General features: G+C 61.5%; 21 protein-coding genes and 1 pseudogene. 14 read left to right on the top strand and 8 right to left on the bottom strand.

The window, feature by feature from the left end; all coding sequences use genetic code 11:
• Positions 1-129: 129 nt before the first annotated feature.
• Entirely contained in the window at positions 130-300 is a 171-nt protein-coding gene (locus ACEN9A_RS02715) for a hypothetical protein (RefSeq protein ID WP_018928382.1), read from the top strand.
• 8 nt (positions 301-308) lie between these two features.
• On the opposite strand, the gene ACEN9A_RS02710 is transcribed toward ACEN9A_RS02715, so the two are convergent.
• Together ACEN9A_RS02710 and ACEN9A_RS02705 are read right to left on the bottom strand one after the other, a co-directional pair.
• On the bottom strand, positions 309-1,505 hold the full coding sequence (locus ACEN9A_RS02710; RefSeq protein ID WP_258672283.1) for a multidrug effflux MFS transporter: 1,197 nt from the start codon (positions 1,503-1,505) through the stop codon (positions 309-311).
• Positions 1,506-1,629: 124 nt separating this feature from the next.
• Positions 1,630-1,827, bottom strand: a complete 198-nt coding sequence (locus tag ACEN9A_RS02705) for a heavy-metal-associated domain-containing protein (RefSeq protein WP_096481214.1) — start codon at positions 1,825-1,827, stop codon at positions 1,630-1,632.
• 174 nt (positions 1,828-2,001) lie between these two features.
• Here ACEN9A_RS02705 and ACEN9A_RS02700 point away from each other — a divergent pair, with 174 nt between their 5' ends.
• From ACEN9A_RS02700 to cueR, 3 genes are all read left to right on the top strand, one after another.
• Entirely contained in the window at positions 2,002-2,385 is a 384-nt protein-coding gene (locus ACEN9A_RS02700; RefSeq protein ID WP_018928385.1) for a hypothetical protein, read from the top strand.
• Positions 2,386-2,479: 94 nt separating this feature from the next.
• Positions 2,480-4,873: a heavy metal translocating P-type ATPase gene (locus ACEN9A_RS02695; RefSeq protein ID WP_258672281.1), complete on the top strand. Its 2,394-nt coding sequence runs from the start codon at positions 2,480-2,482 to the stop codon at positions 4,871-4,873.
• Positions 4,870-5,283, top strand: a complete 414-nt coding sequence (cueR, locus tag ACEN9A_RS02690) for a Cu(I)-responsive transcriptional regulator (RefSeq protein WP_007940146.1) — start codon at positions 4,870-4,872, stop codon at positions 5,281-5,283. Before ACEN9A_RS02695 ends, cueR begins: the two co-directional genes overlap by 4 nt.
• On the opposite strand, the gene ACEN9A_RS02685 is transcribed toward cueR, so the two are convergent.
• A complete protein-coding gene (locus tag ACEN9A_RS02685) occupies positions 5,237-6,454 on the bottom strand; it encodes an MFS transporter (RefSeq protein ID WP_258672280.1) in 1,218 nt (405 codons plus the stop codon). The genes cueR and ACEN9A_RS02685 overlap by 47 nt on opposite strands.
• A 72-nt stretch (positions 6,455-6,526) precedes the next feature.
• Entirely contained in the window at positions 6,527-7,420 is an 894-nt protein-coding gene (locus ACEN9A_RS02680) for a PA4780 family RIO1-like protein kinase (protein WP_018928388.1), read from the bottom strand.
• A 444-nt stretch (positions 7,421-7,864) separates the two neighbouring features.
• Here ACEN9A_RS02680 and ACEN9A_RS02675 point away from each other — a divergent pair.
• Both ACEN9A_RS02675 and ACEN9A_RS02670 read left to right on the top strand, forming a co-directional pair.
• A pseudogene (locus ACEN9A_RS02675) lies at positions 7,865-8,953 on the top strand (cache domain-containing protein); the annotation flags it as partial.
• A gap of 90 nt (positions 8,954-9,043) precedes the next feature.
• Positions 9,044-9,811 (top strand): methyl-accepting chemotaxis protein, encoded by a 768-nt coding sequence (locus ACEN9A_RS02670; protein ID WP_370694472.1) that lies wholly within the window; start codon positions 9,044-9,046, stop codon positions 9,809-9,811.
• Between the two features lie 102 nt (positions 9,812-9,913).
• Here ACEN9A_RS02670 and ACEN9A_RS02665 read toward each other — a convergent pair whose 3' ends face one another.
• On the bottom strand, positions 9,914-10,705 hold the full coding sequence (locus tag ACEN9A_RS02665; RefSeq protein ID WP_018928390.1) for an AraC family transcriptional regulator: 792 nt from the start codon (positions 10,703-10,705) through the stop codon (positions 9,914-9,916).
• A gap of 84 nt (positions 10,706-10,789) precedes the next feature.
• Between ACEN9A_RS02665 and ACEN9A_RS02660 the strand changes: the two genes are divergently transcribed.
• A complete protein-coding gene (locus ACEN9A_RS02660; protein ID WP_258672278.1) occupies positions 10,790-11,818 on the top strand; it encodes a bile acid:sodium symporter family protein in 1,029 nt (342 codons plus the stop codon).
• Here the strand turns inward: ACEN9A_RS02660 and ACEN9A_RS02655 are convergent, their stop codons facing one another.
• The gene (locus ACEN9A_RS02655) at positions 11,819-13,096 is read right to left on the bottom strand and encodes an acetyl-CoA C-acetyltransferase (protein ID WP_258672276.1); all 1,278 of its coding nucleotides are present in this window, start codon (positions 13,094-13,096) and stop codon (positions 11,819-11,821) included.
• A gap of 192 nt (positions 13,097-13,288) precedes the next feature.
• Between ACEN9A_RS02655 and ACEN9A_RS02650 the strand changes: the two genes are divergently transcribed.
• Positions 13,289-14,641, top strand: a complete 1,353-nt coding sequence (locus ACEN9A_RS02650) for a 3-oxoacyl-ACP reductase (protein ID WP_258672275.1) — start codon at positions 13,289-13,291, stop codon at positions 14,639-14,641.
• A gap of 2 nt (positions 14,642-14,643) precedes the next feature.
• Positions 14,644-15,498 carry a MaoC family dehydratase gene (locus tag ACEN9A_RS02645; protein ID WP_258672273.1) on the top strand — a complete coding sequence of 285 codons (855 nt, stop codon included), beginning with the start codon at positions 14,644-14,646 and terminating at the stop codon, positions 15,496-15,498.
• Positions 15,499-15,540: 42 nt separating this feature from the next.
• Here ACEN9A_RS02645 and ACEN9A_RS02640 read toward each other — a convergent pair whose 3' ends face one another.
• On the bottom strand, positions 15,541-15,951 hold the full coding sequence (locus ACEN9A_RS02640) for a response regulator (protein ID WP_018928395.1): 411 nt from the start codon (positions 15,949-15,951) through the stop codon (positions 15,541-15,543).
• Between the two features lie 84 nt (positions 15,952-16,035).
• Complete coding sequence (locus tag ACEN9A_RS02635; RefSeq protein ID WP_064616077.1) at positions 16,036-16,233, bottom strand: Flp family type IVb pilin; 198 nt, start codon at positions 16,231-16,233, stop codon at positions 16,036-16,038.
• 327 nt (positions 16,234-16,560) lie between these two features.
• On the opposite strand from ACEN9A_RS02635, the gene cpaB reads away from it, so the two are divergent.
• The 5 genes from cpaB to ACEN9A_RS02610 all read left to right on the top strand — a co-directional run bounded on the left by cpaB (position 16,561) and on the right by ACEN9A_RS02610 (position 21,847).
• Positions 16,561-17,493 carry a Flp pilus assembly protein CpaB gene (gene cpaB, locus ACEN9A_RS02630; protein ID WP_258672270.1) on the top strand — a complete coding sequence of 311 codons (933 nt, stop codon included), beginning with the start codon at positions 16,561-16,563 and terminating at the stop codon, positions 17,491-17,493.
• A gap of 89 nt (positions 17,494-17,582) precedes the next feature.
• Positions 17,583-18,788, top strand: coding sequence for a CpaE/TadZ family protein (locus ACEN9A_RS02625; RefSeq protein WP_258672268.1), 1,206 nt, complete (start codon positions 17,583-17,585; stop codon positions 18,786-18,788).
• Complete coding sequence (locus tag ACEN9A_RS02620) at positions 18,785-20,065, top strand: TadA family conjugal transfer-associated ATPase (RefSeq protein ID WP_018928399.1); 1,281 nt, start codon at positions 18,785-18,787, stop codon at positions 20,063-20,065. The genes ACEN9A_RS02625 and ACEN9A_RS02620 overlap by 4 nt, the downstream gene beginning before the upstream one ends.
• Before the next feature lie 10 nt (positions 20,066-20,075).
• Positions 20,076-20,960 carry a type II secretion system F family protein gene (locus ACEN9A_RS02615; protein ID WP_018928400.1) on the top strand — a complete coding sequence of 295 codons (885 nt, stop codon included), beginning with the start codon at positions 20,076-20,078 and terminating at the stop codon, positions 20,958-20,960.
• The gene (locus ACEN9A_RS02610) at positions 20,957-21,847 is read left to right on the top strand and encodes a type II secretion system F family protein (RefSeq protein ID WP_064616076.1); all 891 of its coding nucleotides are present in this window, start codon (positions 20,957-20,959) and stop codon (positions 21,845-21,847) included. Before ACEN9A_RS02615 ends, ACEN9A_RS02610 begins: the two co-directional genes overlap by 4 nt.
• The last annotated feature ends 39 nt before the right edge of the window (positions 21,848-21,886 follow it).

Below are 21,886 nucleotides of genomic sequence, written 5' to 3'. Positions count from 1 at the left end.
TTTGCCGTCAGTCAGAGAGTTGATCGTTGTCACAATTGCGATCGTATTCAGGTCTACAATCGAAAACTCTGCGAACAATCTTTTACGTGATGTCTTTTGCGAGACGTCTTTCACAAGAGGAACTCAGCAATGAAGATCCTGATAAAAGAATTGGCAACATCCCGCTGGCAGGTTCGCCTGGATCAACACGCTGTGACGTTCCGCAGTGAAGCCGAAGCCCTGGCCTTCACTAAAACGCTTGAAGCGCGCTTGCTCGCGCCCCATCAGATTCCCGGCCGTCAGCAGCGCACTGCTGGCTGAGTCCGTCCTCAGGCCTGGGCTTGTTCCAACGCCCGGGCATTCTGCAAACGCCGGGTGAGCATCGCCACGCTCACCACCACAATTGCGCACAGGCTGATGACCATGGCCATCGGCATGGCACTGCCATCGTGCAAAACACCCACCAGCGCTGCGGCCCCGGCGGCGACGCTGAATTGCAGGCAGCCGAGCATCGCCGAGGCACTGCCCGCCCGTGCGCCCTGCCCGCTCATCGCACAGGCCGAGGCGTTGGGCACGATACAACCCAGGCTGGCGATGCAGACAAAAAGCGGAATCAGCAACGGCCACAAGTGCGCAGTGTGCAGCGAGCTGACCGCCAACAGGGCCAGGCCACCCGCCAGGTAGAGCCAGACAGTACGCGCCAGCAAGAAGGCCGGACCGCGTCTCGCCAGCAACCGGGCATTGACCTGGGCCACCAGAATGAACCCCGCCGCGTTGATCCCGAACAGCCAGCCGAAATGCTCAGCCGGCACACCATAGAGTTTGATGAAGACGAACGGCGAGCCCGCGATGTAGGCAAACATCCCGGCGATGGCGACACCACCGGTCAGGGCATGACCGAGGAATATCGGGTCCGCCAGCAATCGACCGTACTGGCGCAGCGCACCTGACAACGGTTGGCGCGGCACATGGGCCGGCAGACTTTCCGGCAGCCCGAGGGCCACCGCCAACCCGGCCAATGCACTGAAACCGGTCAGCGCGAGAAAGATCGACTGCCAACCCGACGTGTTGACCAACAACCCGCCCAGCATCGGCGCAAGAATCGGCGCCAGGCCCATCACCAGCATCAACTGCGAAAAGACCTTCGCCGAACCCACCGCATCACATTTGTCGCTGACCACTGCCCGGGCGATCACCATGCCCGCGCAACCGCCCAGCGCCTGGACGAAGCGTGCGCCGATCAGCCACTCCAGACTCGGCGCGTAAGCACAGGCCAATGAGGCCACGGTGAACAGGCCGACGCCGGTCAGCAAGGGAAGCCGTCGCCCAAAGCGATCCGCCACCGGGCCGTACGCCAGTTGGCCGATGGAAAGCCCAAGAAAATAGGCCGCCAGGGTCAGTTGAACGTGTTTTTCGTCGGTACCGAAAGCGAGCGCCATCGCCGGGAAGGCCGGCAGGTAGAAATCGATCGCCAGCGGACCGAAAGCGCTCAAGGCGCCGAGAATCAGGATTGTGCGCAGGTTCATCAGGCGTCCAGGTTGGGCAGACAGGTTAGCCATGGATCGGCAGGCTGACAGTCTAGCCGGACGTGGACGCCTTGAACATTCCGTTAGGTCGCTAACTATTAAAAATAGCTTTATTAAAAATAGCTCAGACCAGTTTTACCCCGTAACCCTCTTCAGTGATGGCGGCGATCACCTGATCGGCTGTTAGCGCACTTTCTACGCCGACTTCTTTTGCCGCCAGATCGATGCGCACACTGGCTGCCGGATCCTTGGCTTGCAGCGCCTCAGTAATGGCCTTGACGCAGTGACCGCAGGACATACCTTCAACGTTGAACACTTGCATGGGACATCTCCTTTAATGAAGCCCTTTCATGAAGCCCTTATATGAGGGTTGCGCGCAGTCTCGAGCTTGCCACCATGGCAAGGTCAAGTTCTGAAACAAGCTGCCGGGCTGGCAATCGGCGTCGCGCTCGGCCAAGCTGCGCCCATCAATGACTCGACATCAGGAGATTCAGCCATGCGCTGGTCAGCTCTCAGCCTGTTTGGCTTCCTCAGCCTCTTTGCCGCGACACCTTCGGTTCAAGCCGCCGGGGAGGACTACGGCGTGCTGATCATTTCCCGCGAGCGCCTGGAAGTATCGACTTCCTGCGAGATCGGCGTGTACATCCAGGATCAGTTGGCCGGGCGGCTGTTCCAGGAACAGAGCACCTCGTTCAACCTGCCGCCGGGCAATGTGTCCCTGCGCCTCAAACTGCTGCCGGGCCAGGCGCCGGGCTGCAACCCGGGCATGCTCGCGCCGGGCTCGCAGGACATCAAACTCAAGGCTGGGGATGTGTTGAAGTTCCGGATTGCGATGACGCAGGAAGGGATGTACCTCAAGCCTGCGGCTTTGGAGTACTGAGTCGTCTGCAATCTTTTGATCTGAGACATGGCACTTGACCTTGCCAGCATGGCAAGGTTGATCCTGTAGGTAATTTCTACAGGGAGCGTGACCGATGTCCGAATCCACCACTTTCGATCTGCCGATTGCCGGCATGACCTGCGCCAGTTGCGCCGGGCGTGTCGAGCGTGCCTTGAGCAAAGTCATCGGCGCCACGGCCGTCAGCGTCAACCTGGCCACCGAACAGGCTCGGGTGCAAGCGCCCAGTGACAGCCTGCCGGCCTTGATGGACGCCGTGCAGCGGGCTGGTTACAGCGTTCCACAGCAGACCCTCGAATTGAGTATCGACGGCATGACCTGTGCGTCTTGCGCCGGCCGCGTCGAACGGGCATTGACCAAGGTGCCTGGGGTGAAGAGTGTCAGCGTCAACCTGGCCAACGAACGGGCGCACCTCGAACTGCTTGGCCAGGTCGATCCGCAAACCTTGATCGGCGCCGTGACCAGGGCCGGTTATTCCGCCCGCGTCTGGGAAGTCGAACACCCGCAAACCGACAATCAGCAACAACGCCTGAACCGTGAACGCTGGGCCTTGCTGGCGGCCATCGCCCTCGCCTTGCCGCTGGTGCTGCCGATGCTGCTGCAACCTTTCGGTGTGCACTGGATGCTCCCGGCGTGGGTGCAGTTCGCGCTGGCAACGCCGGTGCAATTCGTCTTCGGCGCCCGCTTCTATGTCGCTGCGTGGAAAGCCGTGCGCGCTGGTGCCGGCAACATGGATTTGCTGGTGGCTCTGGGCACCAGCGCCGGCTACGGCTTGAGCGTTTACGAGTGGGCCACCGCTGCCGGTCGCATGCCGCACCTGTATTTCGAAGCCTCGGCGGTGGTGATTGCCTTGGTGTTGCTGGGCAAATACCTGGAAAGCCGCGCCAAGCGCCAGACCGCCAGCGCCATCCGCGCCCTCGAAGCCTTGCGTCCGGAGCGAGCCATTCAAGTGATCGACGGCCGCGAGCAGGAGGTTGCGATCAGTGCCTTGCGCCTCAACGATCTGGTCATGGTCAAACCCGGCGAGCGCTTCCCGGTGGATGGCGAAGTGGTGGAAGGCCAGAGCCACGCCGATGAAGCGTTGATCAGCGGCGAAAGCCTGCCGGTGCCAAAACAACCGGGCGACAAGGTCACCGGCGGTGCGATCAACGGTGAAGGTCGGCTGCTGGTGCGGACCTTGGCGCTCGGCGCAGAAACCGTGCTGGCGCGGATCATCCGCCTGGTCGAAGACGCGCAGGCGGCGAAAGCGCCGATCCAGAAACTGGTGGATAAAGTCAGCCAGGTGTTCGTGCCCGTGGTGCTGCTGATTGCACTGGCGACCCTGGTTGGTTGGTGGCTGTACGGTGCGCCGCTGGAAACCGCATTGATCAACGCCGTCGCAGTGTTGGTGATCGCCTGTCCTTGCGCGCTCGGGTTGGCCACTCCGACCGCAATCATGGCAGGCACCGGTGTGGCGGCGCACCACGGAATTCTGATCAAGGACGCCGAAGCCCTGGAGCGCGCCCACGAAGTCAGCGCCGTGGTGTTCGACAAGACCGGCACACTGACCTCGGGCACGCCGCGCATCGCGCATTTGAGTGCCATCGAGGGTGACGAAGCCGCCTTGCTGCAAATGGCCGGAGCGCTGCAACGCGGCAGTGAGCACCCGCTGGCCAAGGCGGTGCTGGATGCCTGCGCCGAGCGCGGCTTGACCGTGGCCGATGTCAGCGACAGTCAATCGCTGACCGGGCGCGGCATTGCCGGCAGCCTCGATGGTCGGCGATTGGCCCTGGGCAATCGGCGTTTGCTGGAAGAAAGTGGCTTGAATGCCGGGCCATTGACCGACTCCGCAAGCGCCTGGGAAACCGAAGGCCGGACGCTGTCCTGGCTGATCGAACAAAGCCCCGAACCTCGGGTGCTGGGCCTGTTCGCCTTCGGTGACACGCTCAAGCCCGGCGCCCTGCAAGCGGTGCAACGCCTAAGCGCCCGCAATATCAGCAGCCACCTGCTGACCGGCGATAACCGCGGCAGTGCCAAAGTCGTCGCCCAAGCGCTGGGCATCAAGGATGTTCACGCCGAAGTACTGCCAGCGGACAAAGCCGCCACCGTCGCCGCGCTGAAAAAAACCGGCGTGGTGGCGATGGTCGGCGACGGCATCAACGACGCCCCGGCCCTGGCTGCTGCTGACATCGGCATTGCCATGGGCGGCGGCACGGATGTCGCCATGCACGCTGCCGGCATCACTCTGATGCGCGGTGACCCACGGCTGGTGCCGGCGGCGCTGGAGATCAGCCGCAAGACCTACGCGAAAATTCGCCAGAACCTGTTCTGGGCCTTCGTCTATAACCTGATCGGCCTGCCACTGGCGGCATTCGGCTTCCTCAACCCGGTGCTGGCCGGCGCGGCCATGGCGCTGTCGAGCGTCAGCGTGGTCAGCAATGCGTTACTGTTGAAAACCTGGAAACCCAAAGACCCGGAGGACGATCGATGAACATTGGCCAAGCGGCCCGCCAGAGCGGTCTGAGCGCGAAGATGATCCGCTATTACGAATCCATCGGCCTGCTCAAGGCGGCCCATCGCACCGACAGTGGCTACCGGGTCTATGGCGACGACGACCTGCACACCCTGGCGTTCATCAAGCGCTCTCGGGACTTGGGTTTTTCACTGGAAGAAGTCGGCAAACTACTGACCCTCTGGCAGGATCGCCAGCGCGCCAGTGCCGATGTGAAGGCCTTGGCCCGTCAACACATCGATGAGCTGAACCAGAAGATCCGCGAACTTGGTCAGTTGCGCGACACCCTGCAAGACCTCGTAGAACACTGCCACGGCGACCACCGCCCGGACTGCCCGATTCTCAAGGAGCTGGCCTCGGGTTGCTGCGTCGAACCCGCTCATTCTTGAGCGCCAACCCCTTCACCACCAGCAACAGGGTGAGGGGAATGCCGTGGAACAACAGCACCACCGCGCCGGGTGTCCACCAGGAATAGAACGGCGCGGCGATCAACATGCCGACGCCGAACCCGGTCATTTGCAGCAGCGTCAGAAAACTGAAAATCGGCAGGCGCAGGCTGTCCGGTTCACGTTGCAGGCGCGACATCAGGCCAACCTCCGAGAACCCGTCGCCTATCCCGGCGGGCAACGAAAACAGCAGCAAACCGTACAGGGTCTGCTGCTGAAACGTCAGGATGAATCCGCAGGACATCAGCAACACGCCAAAGAAAAATCGCCGCTCAAGGTGCGCGTTGTCCGTGCCTTTCAGGCGACTGGCGATTCGCGCACCGATGAACTTGCCGCAGGCCCACACCGCCAGCATCAGGCCCAGGGTGGTGCTGGCCGACTCGGGTGTGAGCAGTTTTGAAATGATCGGAAGACCGACGTTGTGCGCGGCGCTGCCCAAGGTGTCGGCCATGGCGACGGCCAACATCGCCGCCAGTACCGGCGCCGTGCGCAAACCCTGGCGCAAGGCCTGCCATTCGCCCTGTTTGTGAAGAGGTTCATCACAGCTGGGGGCCGGTCCGCAAAACCGCAGTGGCACAATCAGCAGCGCAGCCAGCAGGTACGTGACCACGTTCAATGCAAATACCGTTTCAAAGCCAAATCCCGCCACCAACAACCCAGCCACCAGACTCCCGCTGACCATCGCCGCAGACGACGCCGAAGTTATCCAGGCGTTGGTCTTGAGTAATTGCGCCTCTTCGATCAGGTGCGGCAATTGGCTGTTGAGGCCGATGGCGAACATCGAATTACCAAACCCCAGGCCAAACGCGATCAGCGGCAATAGCAACGCTTGTTGGCTGACCGGCAGCACCAGCAGCAGCCCCAGCAAACCGGCACGCAGCAGATCGAAGGCAATCAGCGGCAGGCGCCCGGCCCAGCGGCGATAGAACCGGGTACCGATCAGGCTGGCCAGGATCCCCCCGGCGACACGGCTGGCGAGGAAGATGCCGACGCTCATGGCGTTATTGCTGAGCAGGTAGACGTAGGTAGCCAGGGCGACCATGTTGAGGAAAGCGCCGAAGTCCGAAATCAGCCGGGCGGCGACGATCAACTGAGCATTGCGGATGGAGTTCACATTCAGTCCTTGAGTGTGCGGGGTATTGCTGGTGTAAAAAACCCGGCCAAAGCCGGGTTTTGGGTCAACCGATCACTGCATCCACGGCGGAGGCGGTTCTTCGGCTTTGCTTGGTGGCGCATCGTCCGCCGCCCGAATCGCTTGGCGACGCTCTTCGTCGAGACGGGCCGCCTCGATCTCGCGCATGATCCCGCCGACGTCCGCCAGTTCTTCCGGCTCGTCGAACTCGCCGGTCAACACGCTGGCCGGGTGCAAGGTGCCGGCTTCGTACAACGCCCACATTTCCTTGGCATACTTGGTGCGTTTCAACTCCGGTGCAAAACGACCGAAGTACGACGCCATGTTGCCCACGTCCCGCTCCAGCATGCTGAACGCGTGGTTGTTGCCCGCCGCATCCACTGCTTGCGGCAGGTCGATGATGACCGGGCCAGTCGGCGTCAGCAGCACGTTGAACTCGGACAGGTCACCGTGCACCAGACCGGTACACAACATCAGCACGATTTGCGAAATCAGGTAAGCGTGATACTCGCGTGCCTGGTCCGGCTCCAGCACCACATCGTTCAGGCGAGGCGCGGCATCGCCGTACTCGTCAGCCACCAGTTCCATCAGCAGCACGCCTTCGAGGAAGTCATACGGCTTGGGCACCCGCACCCCGGCACTGGCCAGGCGGAACAGCGCCGCCACTTCGGCGTTCTGCCAGGCGTCTTCGGTTTCCTTGCGGCCAAACTTGGAGCCCTTGGCCATTGCGCGAGCCTGCCGGCTGTTGCGCACCTTGCGGCCTTCCTGATACTCGGCCGCTTGACGAAAACTGCGTTTGTTCGCCTCCTTGTAGACCTTGGCACAACGCAGCTCGTTGCCGCAGCGCACCACATAAACAGCTGCTTCTTTACCACTCATGAGTGGGCGCAGCACCTCGTCGACCAGACCGTCCTCGATCAGGGGTTCAATGCGTTTTGGAGTCTTCATCAGCTTTTATTGTGGGTCCTTTATTACCAAACACGCGAAAGTCATTCGTTATACGGCAATCCTCTCATTCGGGGGAGGGGTTGCCGACCTATGAACGTTCCCATGAACATCAAGATGCACACAATGTGCCGGATTAATCGGGCAAAACTCATCGACCACCCCGGATCATAGCTGAGCGAGAACCACTTGTTGACGACGGAGTGCCAAGGTATTTGCGACAGAATCTAACCTCGATCGCTGGCGTTCGCAGGATTTTTCTCAACAGGCCTCAATTTCCCCTCTCCCCGGCCGAAGTCATTAGAGAGAAAAGGAATTGTCTGACAAACGCCTCGACAACAATCAAGAAGGCGCGCTCAAGGATCGGGGCGTATCAAACGTTTTCGGCTGCCAATAATCCGCGAGTCATCAGTACTGCGTGGGCCTACAAGAAAAACTGGAGCGCGGATGAACATCAAACAGAAGTTGACCTGGGCGTTTGCAATCATCGCCTGCTTGCCCGTGGTGCTGGTCGCCACCCTCGTCGTGCTGAACTTGCGCAGTGATGCCAAGGACAATTTTGTCGACGGCAGTGGCCGCGAGATTCGTCAGGTCAGCAATGCCATGCAGCTGTTCTTTGATGGCATCAGCCAGAACGTTGACTACCTGGCGACCCAACCGCTGATCAAGAACTCCGACGACAGCCTCAAGACCTACATGAGTGCCAACGCCGAGAGCATTCCCCAAGGCGAAATGGACAAGAAGGTCTTCGCCCTCCTCCAGGACCTTGGCAACAGCCACCCGGCCTACGCCTACGCGATTCTCGGGACGGCGGCGGGCGGTTACGTGTCCTGGCCGGACGATGCGAAGCTGAGCAATTACGACCCGCGCCAGCGCCCGTGGTACAAGGCGGCCCAGGCCAAGCCGGGCAAGCCGCTTCGCACCGAGGCCTATTACTGGGCCCAGGATGACGCGACCTACGTCAGCACCGTGCGCACCATCGATAACAAACTGGGCAGCAATGGCGGCGTGGTCAGCATCGACGTGACGCTCAAGCAGCTCACTGAAATCGTCAAACAGATCAAACTCGGCGAAACCGGCTACCTGATGCTGGTGGAAAACACCGGCACCATACTGGTCGATCCCAAGCAGCCGGAACACAATTTCAAAGCACTGAGCAGCCTCGGCGACGGTTACGCGCAACTCGGCAAGGCCGGCAAAGGGCTGGTAGAGGTTGAGCTCAATGGCGAGCGCTACATGGCCAACGTCTGGCCGTCGGAGCAACTGGGCTGGACCTTTATCGGCCTGATCAAGCAGACCGACGTGATGAGCTCGGCCACTCAACTGACCTGGCTGATCGCGATCATCGCGGCGGTACTGGCGGTGTTCTTCGCCATCGTCGGCGCCAGTTTCGCCAGCCTGATCGTGCGGCCGATCCGCAGCGTGGCCAGCGGTCTGGAAGGCATCGCCCAGGGCGAAGGCGACCTGACCAAGAACCTGCACATCCGTGGCAGCGATGAAACCGCGCAACTGGCCAACTGGTTCAACCAGTTTCTGGCGGCGATCCGCAACCTGATTCAAAGCATCGGCGGCGCCGCGACCAAGATCCTCGCCACCTCCAAGAGTTCGACCCAAGTGTCCAGCGACATGGCCGAAGCCGCCGGGCGTCAGCGTGAAGCGGTGGACATGGTGTCCACGGCGTTCCACGAAATGGTCGCCACCGCCAACGAAGTCGCGCGCTCTTGCAGCCAGGCCGCCGAGTCGGCCGACAGCGGTCAGCGCCAGGCCCGTGAAGGCCAGCAGCAGATCGATGCCGCGGTGAGCAGTGTCGATCGCTTGAGCCAGGAAATCGAACAGTCGGCGCAATCGATGCAACAGCTTGAGCGCGACAGCAACGACATTCAGTCGATCCTCGGGACCATCCGTTCCATCGCCGAACAGACCAACTTGTTGGCCCTGAACGCGGCCATCGAAGCAGCCCGGGCCGGTGAACAGGGTCGTGGCTTTGCGGTGGTGGCGGATGAAGTTCGCGCCCTGGCCAAACGAACTGCCGATTCCACGGCGGAAATCGACGGCCTGCTGGGCAACCTGGCCAAGCGCACCAGTCAGGTAACACAGCAGATGCATGCGAGCCTGGAGGTGTCTCAGCAATCGGTGACCCGCATCGGTGAAGCGCGCAGCAGCTTCGGGCAGATCCGTGAGTCGGTGGATGTGATTCGTGACATGAATACTCAAATCGCCACGGCGGCTGAGGAACAGCATCAGGTGGCCGAGGACATCAATCGGCATATCAGCCAGATTCATGGCGATGCGCAGTTGGTGGCGGAATTGGCAAACTCGGCGCGGCTGGATTCTCAGAGCCTGGCAGGGTTGTCGAATGAGCTGGACGGGTTGGTTCGCCGCTTCAGGACCTGAGGTTCAAAGGACAAGATCAAAAGATAAGATCAAAAGATCGCAGCCTTCGGCAGCTCCTACGCGCCTGTGGGCGCTGCCGCAGGCTGCGATCTTTTAGCAGTGTTACTGCTTGAACAACTCACCAGGGGTAAACCCGAACAACCCCTTGAACGCCGCAATAAACGCCGACGTCGAGTCATACCCGCAAGACAGCGCGGCATTGGTCACGCTGTCCCCCTCCTCCAGCAAACTCAACGACGACAGCAGCCGCATGCGCTGCCGCCAACTGCGGAAGCTCAACCCGGTCTCGCGCTGAAACAGCCGCATCAGGGTTTTCTCCGACATGCCCAAACGCTCGGCCCATTCCTGCAAGGTCACCGTGCACTCGGGACTTTCGATCAGTTCGTTGCACAAACCCAGCAGTCGCTCATGCCGGGGCAACGGCAAGGAAAACCCAACCTCCGGCAGACTCGCCAACTGATCCAGCAGCACGCCCACCAATCGCGCCTCCTGACTGTCGCCCTGTGGATACTCCACCGGCAACTGGCAAAAGCGCTTGATCAGCTCCCGGGCCAATGGCGTGACTTCCAGCACCCGGCAACGCCCGTCCGCCCATTGGCAGTCCTCGCGGCGCACGTACAGGCTGCGCATTTCGGCACGCATCGAGGTCACGACCTGATGCTCGAGATCCGCCGGAATCCAGATGCCCCACTGCGGCGGCGCAAAGAAACTGCCCTCAGCGGTGTGCACGCCGAGAACACCGCTGATGGCGTAGGAAAACTGCACCCAATCATGACGATGAGGCGGCGTCCACGAACCGGCGTTCAGGCTTTCCGCCCGCGCATACAACGGACGCGGCAACACCGTCAGCGCCGGGATGGTCCGCTCGAGGGTAAGTTGTCCGTTAGTCGGCATTGATTGGCCTTATGTCGCAAGACGGCTGATAGGGCCGACGTTAGGCTAAGTCATCAATTCTTACAAATGGATTCGGTGCCGGTTATGCATGCCTTCAAACACCTCAAACGCGTGGTCACCGACTGGTTCTTGTGCGGCATGCTGATCGCCACGCTGCTGGCGTATTTCTTCCCGACCTTCGGCGCCACCGGCGGCGGGATGCATGCCGAGTGGGTGATCAACATCGGCGTGTTCCTGGTGTTCTTCCTGCACGGGGTCAACCTCTCCAGCGAGCAGATCCGCCACGGGCTGAAAAACTGGAAGCTGCACGTGATGGTCCAAGCCTTCACCTTTGCGGTGTTTCCGTTGATCTGGCTGCTGAGCGACACACTGCTGGGCTCACACATTCCATCGTTGCTGATGCTCGGTTTCCTCTACCTCTGTGCCCTGCCCTCGACCATTTCCTCATCCGTAGCCCTCACCGGCAGCGCGGGCGGCAACGTACCGGCGGCGATTCTCAACGCGAGCCTGTCCAGCGTGCTGGGGATTTTCCTGACACCGTTGCTGGTGAGTTTCGTGGTCGGCAGCGGCGCTGGCGGCATCGACCTGGGTTCAACCCTGCTCGATCTGTGCGCGATGCTGTTGTTGCCGCTGGTGCTTGGGCAATTATTGCGGCCGTTGCTGGGAAAAGTTTTCGCCCGGTACAAGCGCTACACCAACATCGCCGACAAACTGGTGATCCTGCTGCTAGTGTACTCGGCGTTCTGCAACTCGATGGTCTCGGGGATGTGGCAGCAACAGGGCAATAGCGTGATTCTCACGGCGCTGATCGGCAGTGCGATTCTGCTGGCGATCATCTTGTGGATGACCACCCGCACCGCCCACGCGCTGAAATTCAGCCCCGCCGATGAGATCGCCGCGGTGTTCTGCGCCAGCAAAAAATCCCTGGCGGCCGGAGCGCCGATGGCGGCGCTGATCTTCGGCGCCAACCCCGGCCTTGGGTTGATCCTGCTGCCAATCATGATCTACCACCCGTTGCAGCTGATCGTGTGCTCGGTGATGGCCGAGGGTTACGCCAATCGCAACCGGGAACTGGCCGCACAGCAAAATGCGGCAGTGCTTAGCCCTCAATAATCAGCGCTCGATAATCGCCGTCACGCCCTGACCGCCGGCGGCGCAGATCGAGATCAACCCTCGGCCCTTGCCCGCCGCGTCCAGCAGCTTCGCCAGGTTGGCGACGATCCGCGCACCGGTGGCGGCAAACGGATGCCCGACGGCCAATGAACTGCCTTTGACGTTGAGGCGACTGCGGTCGATGGAACCCAGCGGTGCGTCGAGGCCGAGGCGGGTTTTGCAGTACTCCGGATCTTCCCAGGCCTTCAATGTGCACAACACCTGCGCGGCAAACGCTTCGTGGATTTCGTAGTAATCGAAGTCCTGCAAGGTCAGGCCATTGCGCGCCAACAAACGCGGCACCGCATACACCGGTGCCATCAGCAGCCCCTCGGCACCCTTGACGAAATCCACCGCCGCCGCCTCGCCATCGCGCCAATAGGCAAGCACCGGCAAACCACGCGCCTTCGCCCATTCCTCACTGCCCAGCAGCACCACCGACGCGCCATCGGTGAGTGGCGTAGAGTTGCCCGCGGTCAGGGTGCCCTTGGCACTTTTCTCGAAGGCCGGTTTCAGTGAGGCGAGTTTTTCCAGGGTCAGCTCCGGGCGCAGGTTGTTGTCCCGGGTCAGGCCGAGGAACGGCGTCATCAAATCGTTGTGCCAGCCTTCGGCGTAAGACGCCGCCAGTTTCTGATGGCTTTCGAGGGTCAGCCGATCCTGCTCGTCACGCGGGATGCCCCAGGTCTGGGCCATCAATTCACAGTGTTCGCCCATCGACCGGCCGGTGCGCGGCTCGCCGATGCTTGGGAAGTCCGGGATCAGGTGTCGGGGACGCAATTGCAGGAAGGCTTTCAGTTTGTCGGCGGTGCTTTTGGCGCGGTTGGCTTGCAAGAGGATCTTGCGCAGGCTTTCGTTGACGCCGATCGGCACGTCCGAGGCCGTGTCGACACCACCGGCAATGCCACATTCGATTTGCCCCAGGGCGATTTTGTTCGCCACCAACAACGTCGCCTCCAGCCCCGTACCGCAGGCCTGCTGGATGTCGTAGGCCGGCGTCGTCGGCGACAAACGCGAGCCCAATACACATTCGCGGGTCAGGCCGTAGTCGCGCAAATACTTGAGCAAGGCCCCGGCGGCCACTTCGCCCATGCGCACACCGTGCAGGTTATAGCGCTCGATCAGGCCTTCCAGCGCTGCGGTGAACATCGCCTGGTTACTGGCAGTGGCGTACGGCCCGTTGGACCGGGCAAAAGGAATACGGTTACCACCGATAATCGCGACGCGACGCAGCTGATTCATGAAAAAAGCTCCTTCTGATAGTCAATGGTGAACACACATCCCTGTGGGAGCGGGCTGCAATTCCTGAAAGACCTGCTAAACCCAAGCTCAAACCAACCTGCAATGTTCAAGCGTAGGCCTTATCTCGTGGATCGAACGACTAATTGCCATTCCTGGTCCACACTTTTAACCCCGGCTTCTGGAGCGTGATTCATGTCTGACCGCTATATCGACTTCGCCAATTCGTCCATCGGCCATCGTGTGGTCGGTGCCCTGGGTCTGCCGTCGCCGGTACGGCTGGAACGCTGGCAAGCAGGCCGACTGCGGCCTGTCGAGGGGGCGCTGTTGATTGGCGGTGGCCCGCTGGCGGAAAAAGTCAGCGCCTTGGCCAACCGCCTGACCGACACGATTTACAGCTACGGCACCGACCCGACCCTGGCCACCGCGTGGATTCCCGGCCACGGCCAGAAACTCAAGGCCGTGGTGTTCGACGCCAGTGACCTGGTGCAGGTCGATCAGCTGAAACAGCTGCGCGAGTTCTTCCAGCCACTGATGAAAAACCTCGATCACCATGCGCATCTGGTAATTCTGGGTCGGGCGCCGGAGACCTTGAGCGACCCGTTCGCCGCCAGCACCCAACGGGCCCTGGAAGGGTTCAGCCGTTCGCTGGCCAAGGAACTGCGCAGCGGCGGCACCTTGCAGCTGATCTATGTCGGCGAAGGGGCCGAAGATCAACTCGAAGGCCCGTTGCGGTTTTTCCTCTCGCCCAAAAGTGCGTTCATTTCCGGGCAAGTCATACGCTTGAAGGCGTGTGCGGCGCAGGTGATGGACTGGACCCGTCCGTTGTCAGGGCGCAAGGCACTGGTGACGGGCGCGGCCCGCGGCATCGGCGCCTCGATCGCCGAAACCCTGGCCCGCGACGGCGCCGAGGTGATCCTGCTCGACGTGGCGCCGGCCAAAACCGATCTCGATGCCCTGGCCGCGCGCCTCGGCGGGCGCAGCATCACCCTGGACATCTGCGCCGAAAACGCCGCCACGCAACTGATCGAACAGTTGCCGGATGGCGTCGACATCGTGGTGCACAACGCGGGCATCACCCGGGATAAAACCCTGGCCAACATGACCCCGGAATTCTGGGACGCGGTGCTGGCAGTCAACCTCAACGCGCCGCAAGTGCTGACCAAGGCGCTGCTCGACAGCGGCACCTTGCGCGACAACGGCCGAGTGATCCTGCTGGCGTCCATCAGCGGCATCGCCGGCAATCGCGGGCAAACCAATTACGCCGCGAGCAAGGCCGGGCTGATTGGCCTGGCCCAGGCCTGGGCGCCACTGCTGGCAGGGCGCGGCATCAGCATCAACGCGGTGGCGCCAGGATTCATCGAAACCCAGATGACCGCGCACCTGCCCTTCGGCGTACGCGAAGCCGGGCGGCGCTTGAGTTCGTTGGGCCAGGGCGGCCTGCCGCAAGACGTCGCCGAAGCCGTGGCCTGGATGGCACAACCGGGCACCGGAGCGTTTACCGGGCAAGCGCTGCGCGTGTGCGGGCAAAGCGTGTTGGGAGCCTGACCATGACCACCGACTGGCACACACTCAATAGCGAACCGGGCCTGCAGACGCTGTATTTAAGAGCGGCAACGCGACGCAAAATCACCGGCACCGCACTGCCTGAGCTGGGTTATCACTGTTGGGTCAACGTCGATCCGAAACGCCTGGAGGCTTATCGCAAAGTGTGTGGTTTCGCCGACAACGGGCTGCTGCCACCGACGTATCCGCACATCCTGGCGTTTGCCTTGCAGATGCAACTGCTCACCGCCAAGGCGTTTCCCTTCCCGCTGCTGGGGCTGATTCACTTGAGCAATCGCATTCGAGTCATGCGCCCCATGGGCGGCGTGAGTCGCGTGCGGGTCAGCGTGAAGGTGCAGAACCTGCAACCCCATGCCAAGGGCGCGACCTTCGAGTTAGTGACGACGCTCGACGACCAATTGGGGCTGCTGTGGGAAGCCGAAAGCCAGATGCTCTGTCGCAGGGTCAAACTGGCAGGCGAGCCTGTCGAGCAAGCGTTTGCAACGACCTTGTCGCTGACCGAAGTGGCCCACTGGAAAGCACCGGCGGACATTGGTCGCCGGTACGCCAAAGTGTCTGGAGACTACAACCCGATTCACCTGAGCGCGATCAGCGCCAGACTCTTCGGCTTTCCCAGCGCCATCGCCCATGGTCTGTGGAACAAGGCGCGCACCCTGGCAGCCCTGAGTGATCATTTGCCGACGGCCAACGTCGAGATTGCGGTGCAGTTCAGAAAACCGGTGCGTTTGCCCAGCGAAGTGACGCTGATGTCCAGCGCGGAGGGGTCCAGTGGCGACTTCCAGTTGATGGGGGCCGGGGAGATCGAGCATATGGTGGGGCAGTGGCGGCCGGTTGCCTGATGGATTGTGGTGAGGGGGGCTTTCCCCCTCGCCACAGTACGCTCAGGAACTCAGCAAACCCCGAGGCTGCGGAAACAAATTATTCAACGTATCCAACAAACGCACGTGATAGATCGGCTTGCGAAACAGATCCAGCACCTGCAACCGCAACATGTCACTCACATCCTCCATATCCGCATGCCCCGACGTCACAATCACCGGCAAATGCTGACGAGCCGTGTGCTCACGCAGACGCTTGATCAACGATATGCCGCTTTCCTCCGGCATCCGCAAATCAGTAATCACCAGCGCAATATCAGGATGACGAGTCAAATGATGCAGGGCGAGCTTGACCGACGTTGCCGTAAAACACGTAAAACCCTCGCCCTCCAGCAACTCCGCCAGTTCCAGTAACGCATCCTCCTCATCATCGACCAGAAGAAGCTGTTGCCGAGGGAGGGCTGGAGCGTTCATGGGGCAACACCTGCAATGGACTAAGCCATGACGTTAGAAGCCCTTTGCAGGATTGGCAAATGACTGCCTGTGCCAGTCTTCAAATCAAAGCGCAGCTGAAATCGTGTTGAACATTGTGGTGACCGCCGTGGAGATAGGTGCCACAAACGTTGCCAGCACCACGGCCACCATGCCTGCAATGATTGCGTACTCGATGCCCGAAGCACCTTCGGTGTCTTTGGCAAGGTCTTTGTAAAAAGCGATGTGGGATTTGATCTTCTGAACCGTTTTAGAGAAGGACATGACGCGTCTCCTGAATGACAGCGGTTGTTGCACTGCCGCAACATGATTCCCATATGCCAGCATCAGCATTGTCGGCAAACCCATGCCCAACAACTGTAAGAACGCATTAATACTTAAGCAGTAACCGGTTGATTAACGTCACAAAACAGTACTTTGGGCATCAGTCCGTTACTTTTGTCAGATATTTACCGCTCAGTGATGGCATTTTGCTTTACCTGCGCTACCGTCAAATAGCGAAACAGTCCCACGTTCATAACTGCCTGATTACGAAGTCATCTCGTTAGAAGGCTTGGGGGCGTTACGCCGCAGGAAAGGGGGAGAGCCTTCATGAACAGCCGCGTCACCCTGGGCCTGGCCGGGCTGTTCCTGGCAGGCGCCATCATTGCCGGTTACTGGGGGCTGGCGCTGAGTCGCCAACCGGCCCCCGAGCCTGTCGCGCAAATCGGCACATCAACGCCCTCGATACAGGTCTCGGTGGATGACCCGACCCGCCAACCGGTGGTGGTGCTGCTGCGTGATATCGCACCGTTCGAGCAGATCACCGCCGCCGACGTGACCCTGGAAAAACTGCGTACCGCCCCGGTTGGCAGCCTGACCCGTCTCGAACAAGCCATTGGCCGTACACCCTGGCACGCGCTCACCGCCGGCAGCTGGCTCAATGATCAGAGTTTCGAAGCCGGCGGTACGCTGGCGCGGATGATCCGCGCCGATGAACGCGCCCTCGCCGTGGCGGCGGATGATGTGATCAATGTCGGCGGCCAACTGAGCCCCGGCGATTATGTCGATGTGCTGCTGTTTCTGCGCATGGACACCAACAACCTCCAGCAGTCGGCCCAGGTCGTGGTCCCGGCGTTGCGCGTACTCGGGGTCGGCGAGCAGTTGGGGCTGACGAACGATGGCAAGCCTGCCAACCCGGCACTCAGCCATGAAGAGAAACTCAAGCAGGAACAACTGCGCACCAGCGCCCGCACCGTGTTGCTCGCCGTCCCTGAATCCCTCTTGAGCCGCCTGATGCTCGCGGCACAGGTCGGGGTTTTGCGTCTGGCTGTGCGCAGCGCCGAGGAACAACGCCTGAGCCAATACTGGGCCGGCCGTGGTGACTCATCGGCGAGCCTGGCCAACGCCAACCGCGAGCTGGTGCAGTTCAGTCAACTGGCCCTGGCCGGCACTCCACAATCCCCCGCCCCCAGAGGCGCAGCACCGCGCAAGCCGAGCGTGGAAGTCATTCGCGGCAATGCCGTCACCCAACAAACGCCCTGAATCGAGCGAGGACGCTTCTCCATGCGTAGATGTTTCACGCAGCACTTCCTCGAAAACGGCCACGTCGATAAACACGGCGGATTATCGCAATGAGCCAGAGCCAGAACCTGAGCCAGACCTTCCTCGCGATCACACGCAACAACACCGACTTGGAGTGGCTGCAAGGGGCGCTCGCCCCTTTGGGCCGGGTGATCAGCGCCGGTGGCGGCAACCTCGACGAGCTCCTGACGCTGGTGGACGTGACCTTCGCCAGCCTGGTGTTCGTGGGCCTGGACCATGAGCATGTGGTGGCCCAGAGCGCGTTGATCGAGGGAGCCCTGGAAGCCAAACCGATGCTGGCGATCGTGGCCCTGGGCGATGGCATGGACAACCAACTGGTGCTCAATGCCATGCGCGCCGGAGCGCGGGATTTTGTCTCTTACGGCTCGCGGTCCAGTGAAGTCGCCGGCCTGGTGCGACGTCTGAGTAAACGCCTGCCGACCGTGGCGCCGAACACCCAACAGATTCCACAAGGTGGCCTGACCGTACTTTACGGCGCACAGAACAATGCCGACGGCGCGTTGCTCGCCCACCACCTGGCGCACGTGGTGCAAAAGAGCGGCCAGCAAACGCTGCTGCTGGATCTGGGGCTGCCCCGTGGCGACAGCCTGGCCTTGCTGGGGTTGGAGAGTTCGTTTCATTTCGGCGATGCATTGCGCCACCTCAGGCGCCTCGACGCAACGCTGATCGACAGCGCCTTCACCACCTGCGACGCCGGGCTGCGAATCCTCGCCTACGCCAGCAACGATGAACCGCTCGAACAGACCAGCGCCGCCGAGCTGTACATGCTGCTCAGTGCCTTGCGCCAACATTTCCAGCACATCGTGGTGAACCTCACCGGCCAGTCGGACAGCGAAGCCTTGCGCACCTTCGTCAGCCATTGCGACAAGTTGCTGTGGTACACCGATCAAAACGTGCTCGACTGCCGACGCAACCTTGAGGTGCTCAGCCGCTGGCGCGAAAAAGGCCTGAAGCTCGACCACGCCAGATTGCTGGTGGACCGCTACCTGCGCAGCGTCGCGCCGGACTCCGACACCTTGGGCAAAACTTTCGGCATGGAGGTGATCGCGGTGTTTGCCTACAGCCCGGAAGTGCGACTCAACGCCAAGAATCAAGGGCTGAGCCTGTTCGAGCTGGCCCCGCGCGAGGGCCTGACCCAAAGCCTGCGCGCCCTCGGCGAGCAGCTGGCCAAACGCTCCGAAAGCCCGGATAAGCCCAAGGCCGGCTGGTTCAACCGGTTGAGGGGCGTGCAATGAGCGGGGAAAAACTCTTCGGCGCGCCTTCGCACGGGCCGACCGGCAATACCGACCACGAAGGCCTGAAACTGGTGCTGCACCGCTACATCATCGACGCCATCGAAGAGTCCGGAAAAAACCTGCTGGAAGGGTCGCGGCCCATGCTGTCGCAGTTCGTCACCGACAAAGTCGCCGAATACATCGCCCGTCTGCACCTGGCGATTTCCCGCTACGAGATGGAACGGCTGGCGGAAGAAATCGTCGACGAACTCACCGGTTTCGGTCCGCTGGAAGTGCTGCTGCGCGACTCGGCGGTGACCGAAATATTGGTCAACGGCCCGCACCGGGTGTTCGTCGAACGTGAGGGAGTGTTGCACCTCAGCGACCTGCGGTTCATCGACGACCACCACGTCGAGCGGGTCATGCAACGGATTCTCGCGCCCCTGGGCCGACGGCTCGATGAGTCTTCGCCGATGGTCGATGCACGCCTGCCCGATGGCAGTCGGGTCAACGCGATCATTCCACCGATTGCCCTCGACGGCCCATGCCTGTCGATTCGGAAGTTCCGCAAGGACATGCTCAAAAGCACCGACCTGATGGCGATGCAAACCATCGACCAGGCGATCTTCGAGTTCATTCAGGAGGCTGTGGGCAAGCGTTGCAACATCCTGGTCAGCGGCGGTACCGGCACCGGCAAGACCACACTGCTGAACATTCTCAGCCAATTGATCGCCCCTCACGAACGGCTGGTCACCATCGAAGACGTCGCCGAACTGCAACTCGGCCATCCTCACGTGGTACGCCTGGAAACCCGACCGCCGAATGCCGAAGGCCACGGCGAAGTGAAGGCCAGCGACCTGATTCGCAACGCGCTGCGGATGCGCCCGGACCGGATCATCCTCGGCGAGATTCGCGGCGTCGAAGTGGTCGACGTGCTCACCGCCATGAACACCGGGCACGACGGCTCCATGAGCACCGTGCACGCCAACAACGCCCAGGATGCACTCTTGCGCCTAGAGACGCTGGTGGGCCTGACCGGGCGGCTCATCGCCGAACGCACCCTGCGGCAAATGATTTGCGCGGCGCTGGACGTAGTGATCCAACTCACGCGCCTGCCCGATGGCCGCCGCTGCGTCAGCGAAGTGGTGGAGGTCGTCGGTATTCGTGACGACGTCTACGTGACCAACACCCTGTTCCGCTTCGACCGACACACCGGCCGCGGTTTTCTGCGCGAGGCGGCCAACCCCGCCGGCGACAAACTGCGTCGCGAGTCGGCACTCTCTCCCTTGGCGTATTGAGGGTCACGGCATGCTCAAACCGGCGCTGCTCATCCTGCTTTGCCTGACGCTGTTGGGGGTGTCGATCCGTTTGTTCTACAACAGTCTGCGCCAGGCCGGCATCGACCGAACCCTCGGCCGCCTGACCCAGGGGCAACCGCAACTGACCGTGGCGAAATCATCCTGGTCTGGCCTGGAACGGACCTTTCTACGCGCCGGCCTCGGGCGCCCCACCGAGCGCATCGGGTCGTGGCTGCTGCTCTGGGCCTTGGGCGCCCTGCTGGGGTTTGCCCTCGCGGGCTGGATCGGTTTGTTGATGTTGCTACTGGTGCCGCCCCTGGCTCTGCGGCTGTACATCAGCTGGCGATATCAGCGCCGACTCAAGCGCATGATCGAACAACTGCCGACGCTGCTCGACCACACCGTGCGCAGCCTGAAGTCCGGACGCACCCTGGCCGATGCAGTGCTGGGCGCCATCAACGCCGCCGAAGCGCCACTGAAAGACGCCATGGCTCGGGTTCAACGCAACGTGCACTTGGGCGTCAGCCTGCCGGACGCCATCTCGGACCTCGCCGAGCTGTATGAGAAAGACGAGTTTCGCCTGTTCGCCCTGGGCCTGAAGGTCAATCACCGCTACGGCGGCAATGCCAGTGAGCTGTTTGAAAACCTGATCAAAATGATCCGCGAACGAGACCAGGCGGCGCGCCAACTGCGCGCCATGACCGGCGAAACCCGCGTCACGGCCGTGGTGCTGGGGCTGATGCCTGTGGGGCTTGCCGGTTACTTTTTGGTGTCCAATCCGAAATACCTGTTGGCCATGTGGAACAGCGGCTCGGGACAAATGATGCTGGCGACCGCGTTCGGCTTGCAGGTCGTGGGCTGCCTGGCGCTGTGGCGCATGTTGCGAAGCGTATGAAAATCGCCCTGCTGCTGAGCGCACTGCTGTTTCTGGCGGCCACGCTGTTGCTGCTCAGTGGCCTGCTGGACCAGCACCGGCGTGCACGCCAGGTAGCCCAACGGCTGGACGGCAAACCGCTGAGCGACCATCGCGTCAGTCACTGGCTACAACTGCTGGGCGACAGCCGCATCGGTCAGCGTTCGATCCAACTGGACAACGAAACCCAGACCCTGCTCAACCGCCTCGGCTGGCGCAGCGCCCGACAACGCTCGCTGTTCGCCGCCTGCCAGATCGGCACACCGGTGCTGGCGTTGGCCCTGTGCCTGTTGATTCAGGGCCTGTTCTTCCCGCAGGTGAACAACCACTGGATCACTCCAACCCTCGCCACAGCCCTCGGTTACCTGCTGCCCAAACGCTTGCTCGCCGCCGCCGCGCAGCAGCGGCAAAAACAACTGGCGATCGAGGTATCAACCTTCATTCCACTGCTGCGCATCCTGTTCGAATCCGGCATGGCGGTGGAACAGTCACTGCGAGTGTTGAGCGTCGAAGGCAAACAACTGCTACCGACCCTGACCCACGAATTGCGCCTGATACTGGCGCGGGTCGATTCCGGTCTGGAACTGGGCGAAGAACTGAACAAGGCCACCCAATTGCTCGCGGTGGACGAATTCACCGACACCTGCGTGATCCTTCAACAACTGATTCACCAAGGCGGCGGCGCGATGAAATCACTGCTGGCGCTCAAGCTGCTGCTCGATGACCGACGCCTGACACGCTTGCAGGAATACATCTCCAAGATGTCCGCAAAAATGTCCGTGGTGATGATGTTGTTTCTCTTCCCGGCATTGCTGATCGTGCTGGCCGGACCAAGCTTCACCGCGCTGGCGCGGGCGTTTGGTTCTTGAAAGACCAACGAGCCTGTGGCGAGGGGGCTTGCCCCCGTT

This window comes from Pseudomonas sp. Pseusp18 (assembly GCF_059506005.1).
Note: the sequence above shows the minus strand (reverse complement) of the source record. Positions and strands in the feature narration are given on the sequence as shown.